The sequence below is a fragment of the Domibacillus indicus genome (assembly GCF_023715895.1).
Classification (GTDB): Bacteria; Bacillota; Bacilli; order Bacillales; family Domibacillaceae; genus Domibacillus; species Domibacillus indicus_A.
Window position 1 is genome coordinate 52,620 of sequence record NZ_JAMBOO010000018.1, and the last position, 20,821, is coordinate 73,440.

Genomic DNA, 20,821 nt, shown 5'->3' on the forward strand with positions numbered 1-20,821 from the left:
AACGCCCGCTTTCGGCGTCACTTGCCGTCTGCGAATGCTCATGACCCCCAAAAGGTCACTCCGCTTCCCAGCCGGCGGCGTTCCTAGGAGAGCAGACGTTTTCAATCAGCCTGCTTTCTTACTTTGTCTATACTCTCTTTAATACTCTACAGTCACATTTTGCAGGTCAGCTTCTTCACACGGAAGAATTGTATAGCCGAGCTCTTTCACTTTCTCTTTCATGCTGGCAGAGCAATCCGGCCCGAGCACAAGAAACGTCCGGTCGCGCTGTACGTTTTTGCGAAAAGACGACAGCATGCCAAACAGGGCAGATGCTTTTTCTTCTGACAGGGACTGAGTAAAAGAGGAAGTGGACTCTATTACGGGAACAATCCATAATTCACATGCGTTTTCCGTTTGAAGAAGCTGTTCAAATACATCTGCTTTTTCAAGCGGTGTGCGCATCGTATCGTCCCGAAGCTCATACACTTCTTTATTGTCTAATGAAGCCTCCGCGAACGGGCGGCTGTTTTTTTTATCAAAAATTTTAATATCCAGCTTGGATGGTTCAAGATGCTTTTCCATTTAAGTCTCTCCTCTTAACAGGTAACTGTTTCTTTTCAACATTATTTACCCGTTTTTCGTTAGGATAAACCTATTCGATCAGTGAAAGAATATCTTTTAACCGGCTGAGTGTGTGTACAGGATTTGCTCCTTCAACGATTTTTCCTTCTCCGCCATGGTTAATCCAGGCTGATTCGATGCCGGTGCGAGTCGCACCTAAAATGTCCGTGCCTTGATTATCGCCTACCATTAGCACATCACCCGGCTCCAGGTCCATTAAGCGGAGGGCGTGGTCAAAAATTGCTTTTTCCGGTTTTCCAAACCCAAAATGTCCGGAGATAAGCACGTGCTCAAAATACGGGACAAGTTCCGGCGTCATCGTCAGCTTTTCCAATTGAAGCGAAGGAGCTCCATTAGTTAAAAGCAGGAGGCGGATGCCTTTATCGCGCAATGTGTTTAAAACATCAAAGGTTTCTTCGTATACAAAAGCAGATTTGCGGCGGACGTTACGGAAACGCTCGCGTGCCCATTCTGCTTCGGACGCAGGGATCCCGGCTTGTTTCAAGCCATTTTCCCAGGCTTTTAATTGATAATCGGCAATTTGATCTCCCATAGACCGGAAGCCGTTATGGTGCACGTCACCGAAATTACCCCAAAGACCTTCGAACGGATTGATTCCAATGGAAAGAGTGACCGGGTAAAAGTCATATGTTTGATATTGCGCATGAGCAGCCGTACGGACGTGTTTTTCTATCTCGGCTGCATCCTTTTCATATTTCTCCGCCAGCTCGCCGCAAGTTACATCAAATGCGGTTTGGATGCTTTTTCTATCATCCAGCAGTGTATCATCAAGATCAAAAAAAACAGCTTTTTTCAACGTAACGTTCTCCTTCTTTTTAGCATAGTTCTTTACCTATTTCGACAAAAAATTCAAAAATCCTGCTTTTCGGCGCGGCAAAAGAAAAAAAGAAGGCGGTGAATAATCAGGAATATGGTGGGCAGGCAGGCGTGCGAGCTGGGAAGAAAGGTTATCGTATAAATGAATTAAATGCTCCTGACGTTGTTCGATGGCAGACAAGCGGTCTTCAATCAAAGACAGATAGGCGGTTTGTCCAATCATATTGGCTGCCTGGCCGGGAGGAAGGTCTTCGGAGGCGGCGGTTTCGATCATCTGGCGCAGCGTAGCCATTTCTTTTTCATCAAACATCCGGACATTCCGTTTTCCAGACTCGAACCGGAAGCCAGCTCCCTCAAGAGCGATTACATATTTGCTTAAGGTTGTTGGACTGATGTTTAAAGCAGCGGCCGCTTCTTTTGTAGTATGCACAGAAAATCCCTCCTTTGTTCTTTTTAAACTCATTCTTCACCGGACGCTGATTTCCTTTCACTAGTTTTGGCGAAAAAGGGCAGCCAGCTATGTTCTTTTCGTCAAAATCCGGGTATACAAGCGGTAGGTGACTTATTATGAAATTAATCAGCTGGACGTATACAAAGCGGTATAACGTGAAAGCCGTATTTGATCGGTTTCCGCAATCGAATGTGATTTTTCGGCTTATAAACAAATATTATTTTATTTATATTGTGAACTGGTCGGAGCAGGATCCGCCGGTTCGTAAGCAGGATTTGGAGAGGATGGAACTGCTGTTGAACGATAAACTTGGAACCGGGCAGTTTTACCGGAATCGCCGATCGAGTAAACAAGGAGGCAAAGGAAGCATGAAAAGAGCCATGATTATTGCGAATCCTTCTTCTGGAAAAGAACAGGCGGAGGAATACATTGACTCTATTTATAAACAGCTCCAGGTGTCAGGATATGAGGTGGAAACCCGTTTAACCAGAGGGGAAGGAGACGCCATGCTTTTTGCAAAAGAAGCCTGTGAACGGCATTTGGATGCAGTGATTGCAATGGGCGGAGATGGAACGATGAACGAAACTGTAAACGGTCTGGCTGAACAGCCGCACCGCCCTGTTATGGGGGTTGTTCCGCTCGGTACCGTAAATGATTTTGCGCGTGCGCTGCATATTCCGCTCGAGCCGGAGGAGGCTATTCGGGTATTAGGAGGCAGAACAAAGCCTGCTGATATTGGCAAAGTAAATGGCCGTTATTTTTTAAATATTTTAGCCATTGGCGGGATTGCAGAAGCAACCGGTGAAGTAACGTCGGCTCAAAAAACGACGCTGGGCGCGCTCGCTTATTTCGTAGAAGGCTTTAAAACCCTGCGGGATAAAACACCATTTCCCCTGACAATTGAAACGAAGGACCGGACATTTGAAGAAGAAGCCCTTATTTTTCTGGCCGCTCTTACAAATTCAGTGGGCGGATTTGAAAAGCTTGCACCTGAGGCAAAATCGGCAGATGGCTTTTTTCATTGCTTTATCGTTAAAGATGTAGCACTGCCAAAATTGATACGTATCGGTGCGAATTTATTAAAAGGAGACCTGGGAGAAGACCCGGATGTTTTATATTTCCGGTCCCAAAAATTGAATGTCCGCTCTACAACGGAATTAAAAGCAAATGTAGACGGCGATATGGGGGATGCTGTTCCGCTGAGCCTCGAAGTACTGCAGGGCCATATTAAGGTGTTCATTCCATAAGCGATGTCTTTTAACAAAAGACGCCTGTTTCCGTTTATCGCTAAAAATGACTTTTTCTTCGTTATAGTTAAAAAAGTGAAACGATTCTGCCATCAGTCCGTACATAAAAGTGAGGTGAGTAAAGATGGGGTTTTGGAAGAAGCTTTTTGGAAGCACTGCAGAAACCGTACCGGAAACAAAAGAGCGGACTCTGTTGAATTTACGAGTTGGCGATTTTGTCACGTATGACTTAGCCGATTATGAAGTAACGGGAAAAATCCATTACAATGACAGCGGTTATACGTGGGATGCTTATCAGCTTGCTGCATCTGGTAAAACCCTTTGGCTGAGCGTAGAGCTCGATGATGAGCTGGAAGTTGGCATGTATGAAAAGGTACGGGTCCCCGGATTGGAGCCGGGAGCGAAAAAAGTAACGCATGATGGGCGCACATACTACCTTGAAGAAAGCGGACGTGCTTATGTAAAAGCAGAAGGCCGAAGTGAAAACGTCCATGGCAGAAACGTTGATTACTACGATTATACAGATGATTCGGAAGAACACTTTTTGTCTGTGGAAGTATGGGGTGGCGATGTGGAAGTCAGCTATGGATACGGAATTGAAGAATATGAAATCACTATTTTAGCGGGAAGCTAACCAACATTGGAGGAGAGAATATGTTTCAATTTTTTAAACGTGTACAAACATACGTAGGTTCCGAGCTGAATGCGGCACTTGATAAAGCGGAAGACCCGGTGAAAATGCTTGATCAGTTTATGAGGGAAATGTCAGCAGATATTCGTGACGCGGAAACAGCTGTTGCCAAGCAGCTTGCCAACGAAAAAATGCTGAAAAAGAAATATGACGACGCAAACAGCATGGTGGAAAAGCGCCAGCAGCAGGCCATTGACGCACTTGAAGCAGGAAATGAGGATCTGGCACGCCGTGCGCTTGAGGATAAAAACAATCATGCGAAGCAAGCGGAGTCTATGAAAGAAGCACATAAGCAGGCGGCAGAGGATGTGGCTGTTCTTCGTGAAAAGCTGGCAGAAATGAAGCGTGAATATGAAGAAATGCAGATGAGAAAAGATTCATTAAAAGCGCGCGCTGAATCGGCCAAAACGCGCACAAAGATGAACCGCGCCATGTCTTCTATCGGCGGGGATGAATCAAGACGCGGCTTTGAGCGGATGGAAGAAAAAGTGATGCAGTATGAAGCAGAAGCTGAAACGTCAGAGGATTTGCGTGCGGGTTCGCGAAGCCTTGATGATGAACTTGCTGCTTTAAAGAAAAACAGCGCAGTAGATGACGAACTCGCCGCTCTTAAGCAAAAACTCGGAAAAGAATAAGGAACCGCGGTCCGCCTGTTGCGGCGGGCCGTTTCTGTTCATTTGGAGTGTTTTCATATGAAAATAAAAAAATGGATGATTGTCACCACTGCATCGGTTTTTCTTTTTGCTGCCTGTGGCCTGCAGGAAGCAGATGACTATGTTGATGAAAATTATACATTTGTTGATGCTGTGCAAAACAATACAAACACAAACGACCAGGCGATGCTTTACCGCACGAATCAAAGCTTGCAGGAAACGGCCGCTGAGCTGATTGATGTAGAGCAGCCAGAAAAAATCGGCCAGGAAGTGGACGGCCGCCAGGTGCTTGTCTATGACAATGAATTTATTATTTTAACGGAAGATCTGGAAAATCCAGGCTCCACGCTTGTGGAAGTAGCAGAAGATGAATTTGTCCGTACGCATTACAATCCCGGCTTTTTCTCAGGCATGCTGCTCGGTTCATTGCTGAATGGGCGTTTTGGTTCAAATTGGGAGCGGACACAAACGAACCGGTGCCGGTATAACGATGGCGGCTGCTATTCAGGCGGCGGTTATTACGGAGGCGGGACGTTTTCTAATGGCTCTTATGGCCGTGGCTCGACATTCCGCGGCGGCGGACCGGGAGAAGGAAAATAATGAAACGAAATGAGGGAATGAAGCTGTGAATCCATTTTTACTGACATTTTTGTATTTTATCGTAGCCATTGCAGTGGTTGTGGTTGGGCTAATTGTTTTTGAACAAATTACAAGAAAGTATAAAGACTGGGATGAAATAAGAGGAAACAATACAGCCGTTGCCCTGTCAATCGGCGGGAAAATTATCGGCATCTGTATTATTATTACTTTTTCTATTTTTCACAACGATACAATTACAGAAACGATTATATGGGGTTTATTCGGTATGGTGCTGCAGCTTGCAGCGTATATCTTATTTGAGCTGATGACAAGAAGCTTTTCTGTAGAAGAACAGCTGAAATCAGGCAATCTTGCGGTAGGAATTGTTTCCTTTTCTGTTTCAGTCGGACTGGCGTTTGTTATTGGCGCTTCGATTTCATAAGGCGGTGTTTTGATGACTGAACAGCATTCCATCCGGCAAAGCCGGTCGATTTATTATGCATCGGGCATTGTCTCGATATGCGGCATTATCTTTGAAGTACTGTTCGGCGCACTCGGTTCGTACATTTTAGGAGATGGAGTGAAGCAGTATACACTCACCATCTCCCTTTTTTTAACCGGAATGGGCATCGGCGCATACATAAGCGAGAAAGTAACCCGCCGTTTAATTGCTTCGTTTATTTGGATTGAATACGGCATTGGTATCGTTGGCGGATTTTCAGCTCTTCTTCTATTTGGCGTAACGGCTTATTTGCCGGAGGGAACAGACGCTTTATTTTTATACAGTGTAACGCTGCTTGTTGGAACGTTAACGGGCGTGGAGCTGCCCATTTTAATCCGGAAAGCAAATGAAATCGGTGTGTCACTTCAAAAAAGTGCAGCTAAAGTGCTGTTTTCCGATTACGCCGGAGGTTTAATTGGCGGTCTATTGTTTTTATTTTTGCTTCGGCCATACTTTGGACTTGTGAAAACGTCTTTTCTTGTCGCTTTAATCAACATCGCTGTCGCACTGTGGATTGTTTTTCAATTTCGTTCTGAATTAAAGCGATTTAAGCTTCATGCGGCGTGCGGCATTGCGTTTTTAGGAATTTTAACAGCCGGGGCTCTTTTTGGTGAGGAAGCGGCATTTCACTTTGAGCAGAAATTATACAAAGATCCAGTCGTGTTTTCGGAACAAACAGCTTACCAAAAAATTGTTTTAACGAGGGAACAGGGAGATACCCGTTTATACTTGGATGGACAGCTTCAATTCAGTTCGTCCGATGAGCACCGGTATCATGAAATTCTCGTCCATCCAACAATGGCAGCAGCTGCCCGCCACGACCGTGTTTTAGTGCTTGGCGGAGGTGATGGACTGGCAGTAAGAGAGCTGCTGAAATATCAAGATCTTGGCCGTGTTACACTTGTGGACCTTGATCCTGCCATGACAGAAACCGCACGTACGAATCACTTGTTAACCGATTTAAATAAGCGATCACTTGATGATCCGCGTGTAGATATCGTCAATCAGGATGCTTTTCAGTTTTTAGAAAAAGCAGACGGGTTTTATGATGTCATCATTATCGATTTGCCGGATCCAAACAATGAATCACTGAACAAATTATATACCCAGGAGTTTTACTCTCTCGCCCGCAATCACTTGCAGGCAGATGGTGCGATGATTGTCCAGGCAACAAGTCCCGTATTTGCACCACAAGTTTACTGGACCATTGACCGGACCATCCGGGCAGCCGGATTGAAAACGGAAAACCTGCACGCGGACATTCCAAGCTTTGGCGGGTGGGGATATGTGCTGGCATCAAGAGAGGGCATGGATGTAGAAGGGCTGTCCTTAATAAAAGATACGCGCTATTTAACAGCTGACCTGCTGCCGGCTTTAACGAAATTCGGGAAGGACGAAGATGCAGAAATGGAAGACGGGGCCCAAATTGAGCCGAACACCCTTATTCGTCCAAATTTAATTGAAGTTTATGAAAAATCATGGCGCTATTATTAATAAAGAAAAAGCCGGTTCCTATTTAGGAGCCGGCTTTCAGTGTGTAGACAAATGATATGGATGATCATGCACATGAATGGGATGGATCGGCGGCGTCCAGGCAGCTCCGCTTTCCGGGGGGGGGGGGCTCCCATAGGAGTCGGCGCTGCCCTCCCGCTGCCAAGTGGCTTGCGACAAGATGGTATAGAGCTCATAAGGTCGTATTTTTCTGTTTCAGAAAGAGAACATTTCTATTCATTCCTTGCTTATTGCTCTTCAACACCACTTAGTGAAGCCTGCCGGACGAAGACTCCTGCGGGAAGTACAGTGAGTCGGGAGACCCCGCAGGCGCAGCCGAGGAGGCTCCCGCACTGCCCGTGGAACGCGAAGTCCGGCCGGCTTCACTTATCGGCTCTTTTTTTAAAAGCGAAAGACTTTGTCTACACACTGAGCCGGTTCCTGTTTAGGAGCCGGCTTGATCTGCTCTTAACTGTATGTATACAAAAGGAAGACCGTTTTACTTTTCCGCTTTTAAAAGCAGTTCATTTAATTCTTTTAACTCTTTTTCCATTTCAACGAGTCTTTCTTCTGCTTTTGATACGCCGTGTCCGGTAGATTCTAGTTTTTCAATGTCGCCTTGTACACGCATATAGTCCATTTTTAATTCTTGAATCTTATATTCAATTTGTGACTTGTTCATGGATAAACCGCCTTTTTTCTTTTAGTTTACCAAATGAAAAAGCTGCCTGCATAGAGCAGGCAGCTTTTAATATTTAGCGGGAAACCATAAATTCAACAGCGAGGTTTAAGAAAAACGCCGTATGGACCACCGCGAAAACGAGCCCGTGTTTATTTAACTGCCGCATAAGTACTTGATCCATATCAATCACCTCGTAATTAGTTTGTAAATATAATATATCATATGTTCACAGAACGTTCAAAACTTATTTACGAAATTTCAACAAAAAGAAAAAGAAGCGAATTTCGCTTCTTTAAAGGATCGGCGATAGGAGCCGAGAAATAGATTCCTTGAATTTAATAGCAGGAGAGCGCTGCTGATATAGCTCAGGTGTTAATTCAAAACAGACCGTCATGTCATGACGGAAAATTTTTGCCAGCTGGCGGCCTGTTTCATAATCATACATAAAGGCGTTCACTTCAAAGTTTAAACGGAAGCTGCGGACGTCAATATTTGCAGTGCCGACCGAGCTTAGCTTTTCATCTACGACAATGGTTTTAGCATGAATAAAGCCGTCATCGTAAATATAAATTTTTGCTCCCGCTTTTAACAGTTCTCCGGCATAAGAATAGGTAGCCCAGTAGACAAAAGGGTGGTCCGGTTTATTGGGCACCATAATTTTTACATCGATTCCAGACAAAGCGGCAATACGAAGTGCGTCTAAAATGCTCGCATCTGGAATAAAATAAGGAGTCTGGATATAAATAGACTTTTTTGCTGTTGAGATAAGCTGAAGGTAGCCGCTTTTAATTTGATCCCATTCTGAATCCGGCCCGCTAGTCACAATTTGCATGGCGGTATCACCGGTTGTGGCCGGCACGGGGAACAGTCGTTCATCGTACATAAAATCATGCCGTTTAGATGCTTGGTTCCAGTCTAGAATAAACCGAGTCTGCAGTGCATGAACGGCGCTGCCTTCAACACGCAGGTGAGTATCTCTCCAATAGCCGAAGGACGGGTCCTTTCCTAAGTATTCATCACCAACGTTAAAGCCGCCTACATAGCCGATCTGTCCATCAATGACAACAATTTTTCTATGATTTCGGTAATTCAGCCGTAGATTAATTAAGGGAATGCGGGAAGGGAAAAAGGTCTCTACCACACCGCCGGCTTCAATAAGCTTCCGAAAATGTTTGCGCCGAAGCGTTCTTGAACCCATATCATCATACAACACGCGTACCTCCACACCTGTCAGTGCTTTTTCCGTTAAAAGAGTAATAATCTCTTTGCCAAGCCGGTCATTTCGGAAAATATAGTACTGAACATGAATATGGTTTTTGGCTCTGCGCATATCGTTCATCAGAGAATCAAATTTTTCAGCGCCATCTGTATAGATATAAACTTGATTATCTTCCGATAAAACTGCGTCATTATAGCTTAGCAGCATAGAAATAAGTTTCGTATTTTCTTTTGTATGAGGGTTGGCAAACGGATAAATGCCGCGTTTTATAGCTCTTTTTTGATGGCTGATTTGTTCTTCAAGTCCTATTTTTTTCTTGTCTTCCCAGTCAAATAACCGCTTTCTGCTTAAATTCTGCCCGAATATAAGATAAAGAACAAAACCAAGAAGCGGAAGGAAAAACAAGACCATCAGCCACGCCCATGTTGCGCCTGCATCGCGCCGCTCCATAAAAATAATGGCTGAAGCGAGCACTATGTTCAATGTGAAAAGCACGTAAGCAGCCCACGGGAAAAAATACAATTCAATGATCACGTTCATCACCATTCCGTTCCATTTAAATAGTCACTCTCACTATACACGAAAAAGTCATAAATATCCGGATTGAAAAAGGAAAAAAGGGGAACATAAAGAAGGATTATAAAAAAATGAAACGCTTTTGTATAAAGAACGTATAAACCATTAAACGTGAAAAGGATGGATGACCATGAAGAGTGCGGATCGGACGAGAAAAATTGTCGATAATCTTACCAGGCTGGGTGTAAAAGCAACCGTAACCAAATCAAGAACAGCGCTATGGACCGCTTTGCAATGCAGGGAAGCACAGAGCCAGTTGAAGGCGGTTACCTCCTGCCACTCTGGATAAGAAGGGAGCGTGGCAACGGTGCGTTTTACAAAAGGGCTTTTTATACACAACGAGCATGCCGGAAGTCAAAGAGAACCGGTTATTGAACAAGTAATATCCGTTTTGAAGGAAGCGGTCGGGCACGTTGAGCGGAAAGTGATTACCGAACCCGGAGAAGGAGAAAAACTGTGCTATGAGACCGTTCAGGATTATGACATTGTCATCATTTATGGTGGTGACGGAACGGTTCATGAATGCATTAATGGAATCGCCCGATTGGAAAAAAGGCCTATTGTCGCTGTACTGCCAGGTGGAACCTGTAATGATTTCAGCCGTGCAATTGGAGTTCCGGAAGACTTGGACGCGGCCTGCCGACTCTTAAAAACAGGTGTTGTCCGTAAAGTGGACGTCTGTGCCATGAATGATCGTTTTTTTGCAAACTTCTGGGGGATTGGCATGATTACCGATACTTCCGAAAATATCGATGAAAACAAAAAATCGATGATCGGCAAAATGAGTTACTATTTAAGTGCCCTTGAAACGGTCCGTCATCCATCTTTTTTTCATTATATGATTGAAGCGGACGGAAGGAAACATGAAGGGGAAGCGGCAATGGTTGTTGCGTTGAATGGAAATTATATCGGGACAGTTGACCTTCCTTTTCAAGCGAATCATGAAGACGGTTACTTAGAACTTATCATTGTAAAAGACTCGGGCTTTCCGCTTATAAAAGAAGTACTTCAAACAAAGAAAATTAAGGCAACAGGAGAACATGCCGCGAATCTTGAACACTACCATGTTCAATCATTCACAATTCAAACCGATCATCCGATGCTTATCGACATGGATGGAGAAGTGTATGCTGTGACGCCGGCTGTCTGCAGCGTTAAAAAAGGGCATATTGACTGTCTTTGTTCCGCATAAAAGCGCCCCGCCGAAGAAAGGCAGGACGCTTATTAAAAAAGATCCGAACATTCTATTTTAAGCAGAGCGGCTGCGGAACTTGCGGACAAACCAAATAACTGCTGCGATAAAAATAATGGCCAATATCGCATAAACGATATTTGAGTACACATCCATATAGTCAACGATCGTATGCCATGAATCGGAGAAAGCGGCACCCAAGTTTACAAGAACAGTATTCCATATTAACGTTCCAGCAGTCGTAAACAAAACAAATAAAAGAAAATTCATATTGGACATGCCGGCAGGGATAGAAATTAAGCTTCGGATAAGAGGAACCATGCGGCAGAGAAAAACCGTCCAAACTCCATATTTATCAAACCAGGCATCCGCCCGGTGAATATCCTCGTTTTTCACACGAAGAAACTTGCCGTAACGGGCCACGACTTTCTCCATTGTTTGCACATCCAATATCAACCCGACACCGTATAGAATAATAGCACCTACAACCGATCCGGCTGTTGAAACGAGTATAACTCCCGTAACAGTCAAATCTGTCTGGCCGGTCATTACACCGCCAAAGGTAAGAATAACTTCAGACGGAATCGGAGGGAATATATTTTCAAGTGCAATCAAGAAAAAAATGCCCCAGAGTCCATACTGCTCCATCATCGAAATAATCCAGTTTTCCATAATAACCCTTTCCATGAAGAAATTTTTTCGTCTCGGTTGACATTATAGCATGCACCTTTATGCATTCACCAATAAAAACAGGACGCCTGCTTTTACAGCGGTACAGAAGAAGAATTTTTCCCGAAAATAGACAGCAATGTTGTGGTTAAATTCTGCTCTTTTTCAAGACTGTATTGATGAAGTCTTTTTTTCCATTTGCCTCGTTCAATATCGCTGTCGATAATGGCAGTAATCTGCTGTTCAATGGGAAGGTCATCTGTCAGTTCATAAATAAGTTCGCGCTTTTTTAAATAGTCGGCATTAAACTCTTCCTGGCCGGGCAGGGCGCCTGAAATAAAAACAGGCAACTCTTTTTCAAGCACTTCACTGACAGTAATGCCGCCCGGTTTTGTAATAATGGCAGATGCTTCTTCATAAAACCGATTCATTTCTTCACGGCTGCTCATATAAGGCAGAGCTTTAATACGTGGATTTTTCAGCAGCTCAATTTGTGTGCGCAGCTTTTCGTTATGGCCGCACAGCACTTTATACGTGTAAGAAAGCGTTCGTTCGTTTAAATGCTGCAGCAATTTTTCAAGCTGTCCCAAACCGCTGTTACCGCCTGCAACAAGAATAGACCGGTGTTTAGTTCGGGCGTGTCCTGTTGCAAAAGAAGGATGAATCGGAATACCCGTTACGTAAATGCGGCTTGCAGAAACGCCGAGCCGGATAAGCCATTTTTTTGCTTCGAGGTGAGGCACAAAATGATAATCAATGCCGCGTTTTCCCCATACATCGCTAACAAAGAAGTCTGTATATACGTTGATCACCGGAACCGTAATTTTCTGTTGGCGTTTCAAGTGGTTAAGCAGCTTTGATGGGTAGCTGTGTGTACAGATAATATAGTCGGGACGCTCTTTTTCTATGAGCCGGGCAAGACGGAACTCGAAATATTTATCCCACACATGGAGGGGCATTTGATTGCTTCTTCTGCCATCAGGTGTGTAAATAAAAGATTTGTAAAACTTGCTGTAGGATTCGGGTTTTTTGCTGATCCACTGCATGTACATTTTAGAGACAACAGATTCCAGTGATTCGTGGCAATAACTGAGAATATCTACAGTTTGAATGTTCGCATCCGGACAAACCATACTAATATGTTCAATAACCGCTTCCGCTGCTTTATGATGGCCCGATGACAGACGAAATAAAGGAAGCACAATAATTTTCATCTTAACTTGACTCCTTTAACGGCGGGAATGTGACGATTTTTTCCATTTTATAATAAAGTGAATAACAAACAAAACAAAAAAGACAGCCCCGGCAATGGCCAGATATTCTGGTTTAATTTGAATATAAGAACTAATTAAGAAACCAGCTGACATATACATAAGTACCCATACAGAACCGCCTAAAACAGAGAGCGCAAGAAAACCAGAAATGGAAAACTTAGCGATTCCGGCGAAATATGGATTAAACTGCCGAACACCTGGGATAAAAAAGCCAGCTAAAAGCGAGCGTGATAAATCCCAATGCATAATAGTTTTTCGAAGCCTTTTTTTCGTAACACCCAGGTATTTCCCGTAACGGTCCAAAAGCGGCTGGCCGACAATCCGCCCCAGCGAATAGCTGACAGCCATTCCGACCAATGTGCCCGCGAGAAGGGACGCAAAAGCTTTAGAAAAAGAAAGCGAGCCGTTCTTAGCAAGCATTCCTACATAGACGTATAAACTTTCTTCCGGCACCGGGATGCCGACAATGCCAAAAATACCAGCTAAAAATAAAATAGCGTATCCATATTTCGATAAATAGGCAATGACTAATGATTCCATTTAATCCCTCACTTTAACACGAAGCAGCTTACTCTACGACTTGGAGCGGTACAAAGTACTGACTGTTACAAATGAAAAAGCAGCCGATTCTTGATCCATTAAAAAAAGGCGCAGGGCTTCCAGCATAACTGCAGGAGCTTTTTCATAGGCACCAAAGGTATGTCCACTGTCATGCAGGGTAATGATGGCGCCATTGGAACGGGCAAGGCGCAATTTTTGGGCCAGCTTCTCGGGAGTCATTTTTTTCTTCCAGTCTCCAGGAATAGCTGTCCACATAACCGTCTGAAAAGGCTGTGCTTTTTGCAGCGTGAACGGGTTAAAATGCCCCCAGGGCGGCCGATACAGCTCAGCGCGGTTCCCTGTAATTGCTGTAATATGGCTGGCGGCTTGTACAAGTTCCCGTTCCAGCGCGGCTGGTGAAAGCAGCCAGCTGGATATATGGCGGTTATTATGGATCCCAACCTCATGGCCTTCTTTTTCTATTCTACGAATCAAATCGGGATAAAGTTTCGCTTTTTCCCCAATAACAAAAAATGTAGCTTTTACATTATATTGTTTGAGCAGGTCTAATAGAAGAGGTGTATAAACGGGGTTGGGACCGTCATCAAAAGTCAGGGCAATTTCTGGGCAGTCAGGTCCTTGTTTTTTCACCCTTTTGGCATATGACCGGCCGTATACCGTCGGGAGCACTGTCCACGAAGCGGCAAGCAGAAGACCTGCAGCTAAAAGCTTTTTCATGTGAAAACTCCATTTCCGAATATCATTTCTTTCTCATTATAATAGCCCTTTTGGGAAAACACAAAAACCCGCCGGGAGGGCGGGTTTTTGCATTAGGCGTTATATGGTTCTATAACCGCAATGGATGAAGGCTCATCCCTGGTTTGTACGGCTTCCTGGTCCGGTACACGCTGAATTTCAACGTGACGGATCTGCTGATCTTCCATTTGTAAAACAGTAAATAAAAATCCACTGTGCTCGATTGATTCACCGGGCTGAATATCATATTTCTCTGTTAACATCCAGCCGCCAAGCGTGTCAACATCCTCGTCATTCATATAAATGCCGAGCAATTGAGCCGTTTCAGAAACGTGCATTTTGCTGCTCGCGATAAAATGTAAGTCTCCAATTTGCTGAATAACGGGTGGTTCAGCTACATCAAATTCGTCATAGAGTTCGCCGACAATGATCTCAACGATATCTTCCGCTGTTACGATACCTGATGTGCCGCCGTATTCGTTCAACAGTATCACCATTTGTGTCCGCTCTGCCTGCATTTTCGTAAGCAGTTCATGAACGGGAGTAGAGTCAATAACCCGTGTAATGGGCCGGACAAAATGTTTAATGCTTTTTGAACCGACAACCGGGTCTGACACATACTCAGCAATGACTTCTTTAAAGTTGACAAAGCCAATGATACGGTCTTTATCACCGTCCGCTACCGGATAGCGGGTATGCTTTGTTTCACGGAAAATCTTTACACAATCCCGAACTGCATCTTCCTTATCAAAATACACCATCTCTGTTCGAGGCACCATCACTTCTGTTGCTGCCCGGTCATTCAACTGTGACAGGTGATTTTCAGGATCGGTCCCCGTTAATTCAGCGAGAAGAGCGGAAGAATGCTTTCTCGAGGGGGGTTCTCCTGTTTCATTTGTTTCTTTCCGTTTTACGTAACGAATGGCTGTAAATGACAAAGCCAAAAGGATAACAGCAATCAGCCCAATCCATATGTCCAATCAGATTTCTTCTCCCGCAAGCGGCGAAAGAAGAAGTCACCTCCTATTTAATATGATGATCAAATTCGAAAAACCGGCAGTGTAGAAAAAGCGAGCTGCTGTCAATGTCCCATTTGATCACCCTCTTCCTATCATCCTTTTTATTAATATTATTATAATAAGAACAGATAATTCGGTCAAACAGCGGCATTTTTACAAAAGATGTGTTAAAAACCAGGATGCAATCGTAAAATACGTAATAAGTGAAAAAATATCATTAATGGTTGTGATAAGCGGACCGGATGCAACGGCCGGATCAATGTTTAGTTTATACAGCACGAGCGGAATAACCGTGCCTGACAGGGTTCCGATGATCAGTGTCAGTAAAAGAGACGATGCTACCACAAATCCAAGAATGGCGCTGCCCTGCCAGAAAAACGCAATAAAAAAAATCAAAATACTGCATACCGCGCCGATAATCAAGCCAACGCCAAATTCGCGGCCGACCAAGGCAAGAACAGTCCGCATATCGATGTCCCGTGAAGCAAGTCCGCGCACGACAACGGCCAACGACTGCGTGCCGGTATTTCCGGTCATGCCTGAGATCATGGGCATAAAATAGGTGAGTGCTACTACTTGATTGATTGTATTTTCAAAGCCGGAAATAATGCTGCCGGACACAAGCCCGATAAACAGGAGCAGTACAAGCCACGGCAGACGCCTGAAAGCTGCGATGCCTGCTTTTGTATCAAAATCAATCGACTTCCCGGAAGCGGAAAGCTTTTCGATGTCTTCATTTGCTTCTTGAATGACGACATCAATAATATCATCAAATGTAACAATTCCAATTAAAATGCCGGCTTCGTCCACAACCGGGATTGCGAGAAAGTCATACCGTTCAATCAAGCGGGCAATTTCCTCCTGGTCGGTATATACATCAACGGAAATCACCCGCCCATACATGATATCGGCAATTTTCTCATGTGTATCTGCAAGAAGCATGTCCCGGTAGGAAACAACGCCAACGAGTTTTTTTTCGCCGTCAATCACATAGAGGTAATTGATCGTCTCAGCAAACTCAGCGAACGTTTTTAATTTTTCCACCGCTTCCCGTACGGTATAAGAATGTTTAATCCAGACAAATCGGTTTGTCATAAGCCGTCCGGCTGTTTCCGGTGGATAGCTCATCATATTGTGAATGATGGTTGACTCTTCTTCTTTCATGCCAGATAAAAACTGCTCCATATTTTCTGGAGACATATCATCAAGGAGAGACGCCAAGTCATCATTGTCCATATCATCGAGTACTTTACGAGAGCGTTCTTTTCCGACTTTTTTCAGGACGGCCATCTGCTCATCGTGCTCAAGCTCCTGAATCATATCGGTTAAGATTGGAATCGTTAAATGAAGCAAAAAACGTGTCTGGTGCTTGTTCGGAAGGTTCCGATAAATAGCCGCCATATCATAAGGATGGAGTTCATCGATCAGCTGCTGCAAATCTGTTTTCTTACCTTCTTTTAAATGCTTGATAACAAGCAGGGTCAGCTGATCCTCGGTTAAATTCGAAATCACAGGCATCCCCTCCTTTAACGTGAAATTTGAGCTGCTTCTTCAGTATAAAGTGAAACTATTTAAAAAGTAGTACTGTTTTGTAAAGTTCCTTAAAATTTACATACGCAGCGAGGCGAATTTTGATAAGATAACAGTATAGCAAAAAAAGCTGGTTTCAGCTATGCACTTTGTCATGATGTGGAGGTAAGGCGATTGAAAAATCCCGGAAACGTGAAAGAGCTCATTTATATACATTTACATCCTATTAATCAGTATGTGATTTCATATGGAATTGAATTCCAGGAATTTTTGAGGTCTCTTCCGGCAACGCCGCCTCATCTGCTTTTGTTAAAACATAAGTTTGAAGGCAGCGACTTTAATATGCATACTCGTTTTGATTATATCGAAGCAGAAGAACTTCCGCGGCTGTTAAAAGAAGATGTCGGTGAGTACGGCGATTTCTGCTGGGTCGACTTCGAAGATTCGGATGGATTAAACGAAATGGAAGGGCCCGAAATTGCCGAACTTCTTTATTTGGCGCACAGTAAAGAACATCTGCGCCGCCCCTTTTACAGCAAGCTGAATAATCGCTATGCATACTTATCACACGATGATGAATGGTTTAATAAAACCTATTATCGAAATATGCAGGACTTTTACGGAATGCTCGGCAAGCTCATTGCCTTAAAGCTCGGGCTTTTTCGGAGTGAGCGGTCATTTTTTGCATTAAAAAAGGGATCTGCTTTTCCACCGATACCGCCTGATATGATTGCGAGACTCAGCAGCGGAATGAAGGAAGGGATTGTTATTTCTCTTTCTAAAGCGGAGCAAAGCCGTTTTAAAGTGGAGGTACCGATGTGGATTGTTGGAGACCACACAAGCATGGACGATGTCTTTGATGATTACGTGACGAGCTTCCGAACACCGCCGAATGCCCGGCTTATATTCGATAAGAAAACACACGAATGGAGTATTTTCTCTTGAAAAGCGGATTCTCTTTTTGAGAATCCGCTTCATTATTATGCAAAAGCTTGTTACAGATGCAAGTGCCTAAAGCAACAGGTAAAAGAGAGTTATTTCTTTTAAGCGTTTTGCATATACATAAATTGAGTATGAAGTCGGATGGAAAGATTCTGCTTATTAAATGAAAGCATGGTAGAATAAGAGAGACCGACTTTTTTGGAGGATGACTATGAAAACAAAACTTGGATTGCTTTACGGGGGAAAATCAGCAGAACATAATGTGTCACTGCAAACAGCAAAAGCTGTTACAGCCGCGATCAATTTAAATAAATTTGATGTATATCCGATTTACATTTCAATAGATGGTACCTGGACAGAAGGAGAGAAGCTTCAAGGGCCTGCTGAAACAGTAGAAGAGCTGAAACTGACTGGTAACGGTGGAACGGAGCATGTTTTATCCATGCTTGCACAAAATAAATATGATGTTGTCTTCCCTCTTTTGCATGGGCCAAATGGAGAAGACGGAACGGTGCAGGGTCTTCTTGAAGTATTAAATGTTCCGTATGTAGGAAACGGTGTGCTTGCTTCATCGGCGGGCATGGACAAAATTATGATGAAAAATGTATTTGCTCAAGCCGGCTTAAAGCAGGTAGATTATACACATATAACGAAAGTAAAATGGGAACAAAACAAGGAAGAGGCATGCTGCCGCATTGAAGAAAAGCTTGGCTGGCCGTGCTTTGTCAAGCCGGCTAACCTCGGTTCAAGCGTCGGGATCAGCAAATGTCAAAGCCAGGATGAGCTAATGGCGGCGATGGAAGAAGCTTTTCAATTTGACCGGAAAGTGATCATTGAAGAAGGGGTAACGGCACGCGAAATCGAAGTCGGCATCCTTGGCAATGACGAGCCGGAATGCTCGGTAATCGGAGAAATTGTACCGAAGAAGGATTTCTATGATTATAAAGCAAAGTATGAAGACGGTGATACCGGGTTGATTATTCCGGCGGACCTTACGGAAGCGCAGAAAAAAGAAATGAAGGAACTGGCCATCCGGGCATACCAGTCACTTGACTGTTCAGGCCTTGTGCGGGCGGATTTCTTCTTAACCAAAACGGGTGATTTCCTTATTAATGAAGTGAATACAATGCCGGGCTTTACACCATTCAGCATGTTCCCGCTTCTTTGGAAAGAAGCAGGTGTGGACTATCCGCAGCTGATTGAGAAAATGATTGATCTTGGTATTGAACGACATAAAGAAAAACAATCGATTAAATACACGGTTTAAAGGTGGGCGCTCATGATTGAAAAAACAGTCGAGCAAATAACAGACATGATCAATGTCGAAAATGATGTAACAAAATGGTACAACCAGAAAATTAAAGGTGTTTCGATCGATTCCCGCAAAGTGGACGGCGGCCGCCTGTTTATCCCGTTTTCCGGAGAAAATACAGATGGGCATCAGTACGTACGCCAGGCGATTGAAAGCGGGGCAGGTGCAGCGCTTTGGCAAAAAGACGTGCCTGGAATGCCGGAGGATTTGCCTGTATTAGTAGTAGAAGATACACTGCTTGCTCTGCAGCAGCTGTCAAAATCTTATCGTGATTCCCTGGAAGTAAAAGTGATTGGAGTCACTGGAAGCAACGGCAAAACGACAGTCAAGGATATGGCAGCTTCCGTTTTTGGAGAAAAGTACCGCGTGCAAAAAACAGAAGGCAATTACAATAATCATATCGGTCTGCCGCTTACGATGCTTTCTCTCCAAGAGAGCACTGAAATTGCGATTTTAGAAATGGGGATGAGCGGCAGAGGAGAAATTGAACTTCTCTCCAAGCTCGCTTCCCCTGATGCTGCGATTATTACTAATATCGGTGAAGCACATTTGCAGGACTTGGGCTCGCGTGAAGCGATTGCAGATGCGAAGCTGGAAATAACGGCAGGAATGTCTGAAGACGGTACGCTTGTTTATTTAGGAGATGAGCCGCTTCTTTCAGAACGCGTAACAGAAGAAGCAGATTTCCAGACAAAAACATTCGGTATGGATAAAAGCAATGATATGCACCCAATCTCTATTGAGCAAACAGAAAGGGGCAGCCGCTTTACCATGAATCAAGCACCTGCTCTTTCGTTTGAGCTTCCTGTTCTTGGCCAGCACAATGTAACCAATGCGCTTGCGGCTATTTCGGCAGCGTCTTTGTTTGATGTACCATTCGAAGCTGCTGCTGAAGGCTTGAAAAAAGTCGAGCTGACTAAAATGCGCATGGAGTGGGTAGAAGGCAAAAATGGCGTAAAAATCATTAATGATGCTTATAATGCCAGTCCAACATCTGTGAAAGCGGCCGTTTCTCTTGTGGCGGATTTACCGTCAGCCTCTAAAAAAATTGTGGTGCTTGGCGATATGCTGGAGCTCGGTTTGGATGAGGAGCTGTTTCACTATCAGACAGGGCAGGCAATCGATGCGGACAAAATTGATTACGTATTCACATACGGAACACTCGGGCAGTTTATTGCCTCAGGTGCAAAAGGTTCGTTTGGCTCTGAACGTGTTTTTTCTTTCCAGGACAAAGATGAATTGGTGCAGTCCCTTCAAGGAATGCTCCAAGGCGGTGAGCTGATTCTTGTAAAAGCGTCAAGAGGCATAAAGCTTGAAGAGGTTGTGGAAAGTCTTTCACATTAAAAAAGGCGGTGGATCATCATGAACGGATGCTTATGCATTCATGGCTTCACTGGTTCCCCATATGAAGTACAGCCGCTTGCTGATTATTTGCGTACCCATACGGATTGGAAAATTGCCGTGCCCGTTTTGCCGGGGCACGGCGAAACACTGTCCTTGAAAAAAGTTTCCTGTAATGAGTGGCTTGACTGTGCAGAAGCAGCACTGCTGGAGCTTCTAGAGGAATGCGAGACGGTTTACTTGATCGGTTTTTCGATGGGAGGGCTGATCGCGGCTTACTTAGCGGCCCGTTATCCGGTGCGGAAGCTGGTGATGCTCAGTGCAGCGGCTAAATATTTGAACCCGGCCCAGGCTAAGCAGGATATTCGGGTGATGTTCCAGGATTTACGAGAGAAAAAACTTCATGAAAATGAATTGTTTTTAAGGTACCGGGAGAAGCTGTTAATGACTCCGCCAAGTGCAGCACGTCAGTTTCAAAAGGTAGTCGGGCTTGCGAGGCCGTCCTTAAGGAAAATTAATATTCCGGTATTTATCGCGCAGGGAACAGCAGATGGAATTGTGCCTGTTAAAAGTGCTGCGTATATTTACCGCCGCCTTTCCTCGGCTGAACGGCATTTGTACTACTCACCTGGCGCGAAGCATTTAATTTGCCATACAGGAAATACAGAAGAGCTTTTCAAGAAAGTCTTTACTTTTCTTTCCGGATAACGTAAAG

24 protein-coding genes are annotated in these 20,821 nt (G+C 44.2%); 13 read left to right on the forward strand and 11 right to left on the reverse strand.

Annotated elements, in window-relative coordinates; all coding sequences use genetic code 11:
* Positions 1-138: 138 nt before the first annotated feature.
* The 3 genes from M3221_RS18905 to M3221_RS18915 all read right to left on the reverse strand — a co-directional run bounded on the left by M3221_RS18905 (position 139) and on the right by M3221_RS18915 (position 1,870).
* Complete coding sequence (locus M3221_RS18905; protein ID WP_242235305.1) at positions 139-564, reverse strand: hypothetical protein; 426 nt, start codon at positions 562-564, stop codon at positions 139-141.
* 70 nt (positions 565-634) lie between these two features.
* Positions 635-1,420 carry an HAD family hydrolase gene (locus M3221_RS18910; protein ID WP_251273278.1) on the reverse strand — a complete coding sequence of 262 codons (786 nt, stop codon included), beginning with the start codon at positions 1,418-1,420 and terminating at the stop codon, positions 635-637.
* A gap of 36 nt (positions 1,421-1,456) precedes the next feature.
* Positions 1,457-1,870, reverse strand: a complete 414-nt coding sequence (locus M3221_RS18915; protein ID WP_251273279.1) for a MerR family transcriptional regulator — start codon at positions 1,868-1,870, stop codon at positions 1,457-1,459.
* Between the two features lie 137 nt (positions 1,871-2,007).
* Between M3221_RS18915 and M3221_RS18920 the strand changes: the two genes are divergently transcribed.
* From M3221_RS18920 to M3221_RS18945, 6 genes are all read left to right on the forward strand, one after another.
* Complete coding sequence (locus M3221_RS18920; RefSeq protein ID WP_251273280.1) at positions 2,008-3,138, forward strand: YegS/Rv2252/BmrU family lipid kinase; 1,131 nt, start codon at positions 2,008-2,010, stop codon at positions 3,136-3,138.
* Positions 3,139-3,262: 124 nt separating this feature from the next.
* Positions 3,263-3,772, forward strand: coding sequence for a DUF4178 domain-containing protein (locus M3221_RS18925; RefSeq protein WP_251273281.1), 510 nt, complete (start codon positions 3,263-3,265; stop codon positions 3,770-3,772).
* Between the two features lie 20 nt (positions 3,773-3,792).
* On the forward strand, positions 3,793-4,464 hold the full coding sequence (locus M3221_RS18930; RefSeq protein ID WP_251273282.1) for a PspA/IM30 family protein: 672 nt from the start codon (positions 3,793-3,795) through the stop codon (positions 4,462-4,464).
* A 57-nt stretch (positions 4,465-4,521) separates the two neighbouring features.
* On the forward strand, positions 4,522-5,082 hold the full coding sequence (locus tag M3221_RS18935; protein ID WP_251273283.1) for a DUF4247 domain-containing protein: 561 nt from the start codon (positions 4,522-4,524) through the stop codon (positions 5,080-5,082).
* A 25-nt stretch (positions 5,083-5,107) separates the two neighbouring features.
* Positions 5,108-5,503, forward strand: coding sequence for a DUF350 domain-containing protein (locus tag M3221_RS18940; protein ID WP_242235291.1), 396 nt, complete (start codon positions 5,108-5,110; stop codon positions 5,501-5,503).
* A 12-nt stretch (positions 5,504-5,515) separates the two neighbouring features.
* A complete protein-coding gene (locus M3221_RS18945) occupies positions 5,516-7,057 on the forward strand; it encodes a polyamine aminopropyltransferase (protein WP_251273284.1) in 1,542 nt (513 codons plus the stop codon).
* 496 nt (positions 7,058-7,553) lie between these two features.
* Here the strand turns inward: M3221_RS18945 and M3221_RS18950 are convergent, their stop codons facing one another.
* Both M3221_RS18950 and cls read right to left on the reverse strand, forming a co-directional pair.
* Positions 7,554-7,736 (reverse strand): SE1832 family protein, encoded by a 183-nt coding sequence (locus tag M3221_RS18950; RefSeq protein ID WP_251273285.1) that lies wholly within the window; start codon positions 7,734-7,736, stop codon positions 7,554-7,556.
* Between the two features lie 292 nt (positions 7,737-8,028).
* Complete coding sequence (gene cls, locus M3221_RS18955) at positions 8,029-9,495, reverse strand: cardiolipin synthase (protein ID WP_251273286.1); 1,467 nt, start codon at positions 9,493-9,495, stop codon at positions 8,029-8,031.
* Positions 9,496-9,661: 166 nt separating this feature from the next.
* Here cls and M3221_RS18960 point away from each other — a divergent pair, with 166 nt between their 5' ends.
* A complete protein-coding gene (locus M3221_RS18960; RefSeq protein ID WP_251273287.1) occupies positions 9,662-9,820 on the forward strand; it encodes an Lmo0850 family protein in 159 nt (52 codons plus the stop codon).
* Between the two features lie 18 nt (positions 9,821-9,838).
* Positions 9,839-10,723, forward strand: coding sequence for a diacylglycerol/lipid kinase family protein (locus M3221_RS18965; RefSeq protein WP_251273288.1), 885 nt, complete (start codon positions 9,839-9,841; stop codon positions 10,721-10,723).
* A 57-nt stretch (positions 10,724-10,780) separates the two neighbouring features.
* Here M3221_RS18965 and M3221_RS18970 read toward each other — a convergent pair whose 3' ends face one another.
* The 6 genes from M3221_RS18970 to mgtE all read right to left on the reverse strand — a co-directional run bounded on the left by M3221_RS18970 (position 10,781) and on the right by mgtE (position 16,493).
* A complete protein-coding gene (locus M3221_RS18970) occupies positions 10,781-11,395 on the reverse strand; it encodes a DedA family protein (protein WP_251273289.1) in 615 nt (204 codons plus the stop codon).
* 92 nt (positions 11,396-11,487) lie between these two features.
* Positions 11,488-12,606, reverse strand: coding sequence for an MGDG synthase family glycosyltransferase (locus tag M3221_RS18975; RefSeq protein ID WP_251273290.1), 1,119 nt, complete (start codon positions 12,604-12,606; stop codon positions 11,488-11,490).
* A 15-nt stretch (positions 12,607-12,621) separates the two neighbouring features.
* On the reverse strand, positions 12,622-13,206 hold the full coding sequence (locus tag M3221_RS18980) for a DedA family protein (protein ID WP_251273291.1): 585 nt from the start codon (positions 13,204-13,206) through the stop codon (positions 12,622-12,624).
* 33 nt (positions 13,207-13,239) lie between these two features.
* Positions 13,240-13,944: a polysaccharide deacetylase family protein gene (locus M3221_RS18985; protein WP_251273292.1), complete on the reverse strand. Its 705-nt coding sequence runs from the start codon at positions 13,942-13,944 to the stop codon at positions 13,240-13,242.
* A gap of 92 nt (positions 13,945-14,036) precedes the next feature.
* On the reverse strand, positions 14,037-14,942 hold the full coding sequence (locus M3221_RS18990) for a hemolysin family protein (protein WP_251273293.1): 906 nt from the start codon (positions 14,940-14,942) through the stop codon (positions 14,037-14,039).
* Positions 14,943-15,134: 192 nt separating this feature from the next.
* Positions 15,135-16,493, reverse strand: coding sequence for a magnesium transporter (gene mgtE, locus M3221_RS18995; RefSeq protein ID WP_251273294.1), 1,359 nt, complete (start codon positions 16,491-16,493; stop codon positions 15,135-15,137).
* 192 nt (positions 16,494-16,685) lie between these two features.
* Between mgtE and M3221_RS19000 the strand changes: the two genes are divergently transcribed.
* From M3221_RS19000 to M3221_RS19015, 5 genes are all read left to right on the forward strand, one after another.
* Complete coding sequence (locus tag M3221_RS19000; protein WP_242235269.1) at positions 16,686-17,456, forward strand: hypothetical protein; 771 nt, start codon at positions 16,686-16,688, stop codon at positions 17,454-17,456.
* Positions 17,404-17,526, forward strand: coding sequence for a YSIRK-type signal peptide-containing protein (locus M3221_RS26895; RefSeq protein WP_396120412.1), 123 nt, complete (start codon positions 17,404-17,406; stop codon positions 17,524-17,526). The genes M3221_RS19000 and M3221_RS26895 overlap by 53 nt, the downstream gene beginning before the upstream one ends.
* Before the next feature lie 138 nt (positions 17,527-17,664).
* Positions 17,665-18,720: a D-alanine--D-alanine ligase gene (locus tag M3221_RS19005; protein WP_251273295.1), complete on the forward strand. Its 1,056-nt coding sequence runs from the start codon at positions 17,665-17,667 to the stop codon at positions 18,718-18,720.
* 12 nt (positions 18,721-18,732) lie between these two features.
* Positions 18,733-20,109 (forward strand): UDP-N-acetylmuramoyl-tripeptide--D-alanyl-D-alanine ligase, encoded by a 1,377-nt coding sequence (locus M3221_RS19010; RefSeq protein WP_251273296.1) that lies wholly within the window; start codon positions 18,733-18,735, stop codon positions 20,107-20,109.
* Positions 20,110-20,127: 18 nt separating this feature from the next.
* Positions 20,128-20,814 carry an alpha/beta hydrolase gene (locus M3221_RS19015; RefSeq protein WP_251273297.1) on the forward strand — a complete coding sequence of 229 codons (687 nt, stop codon included), beginning with the start codon at positions 20,128-20,130 and terminating at the stop codon, positions 20,812-20,814.
* Positions 20,815-20,821 lie beyond the last annotated feature (7 nt).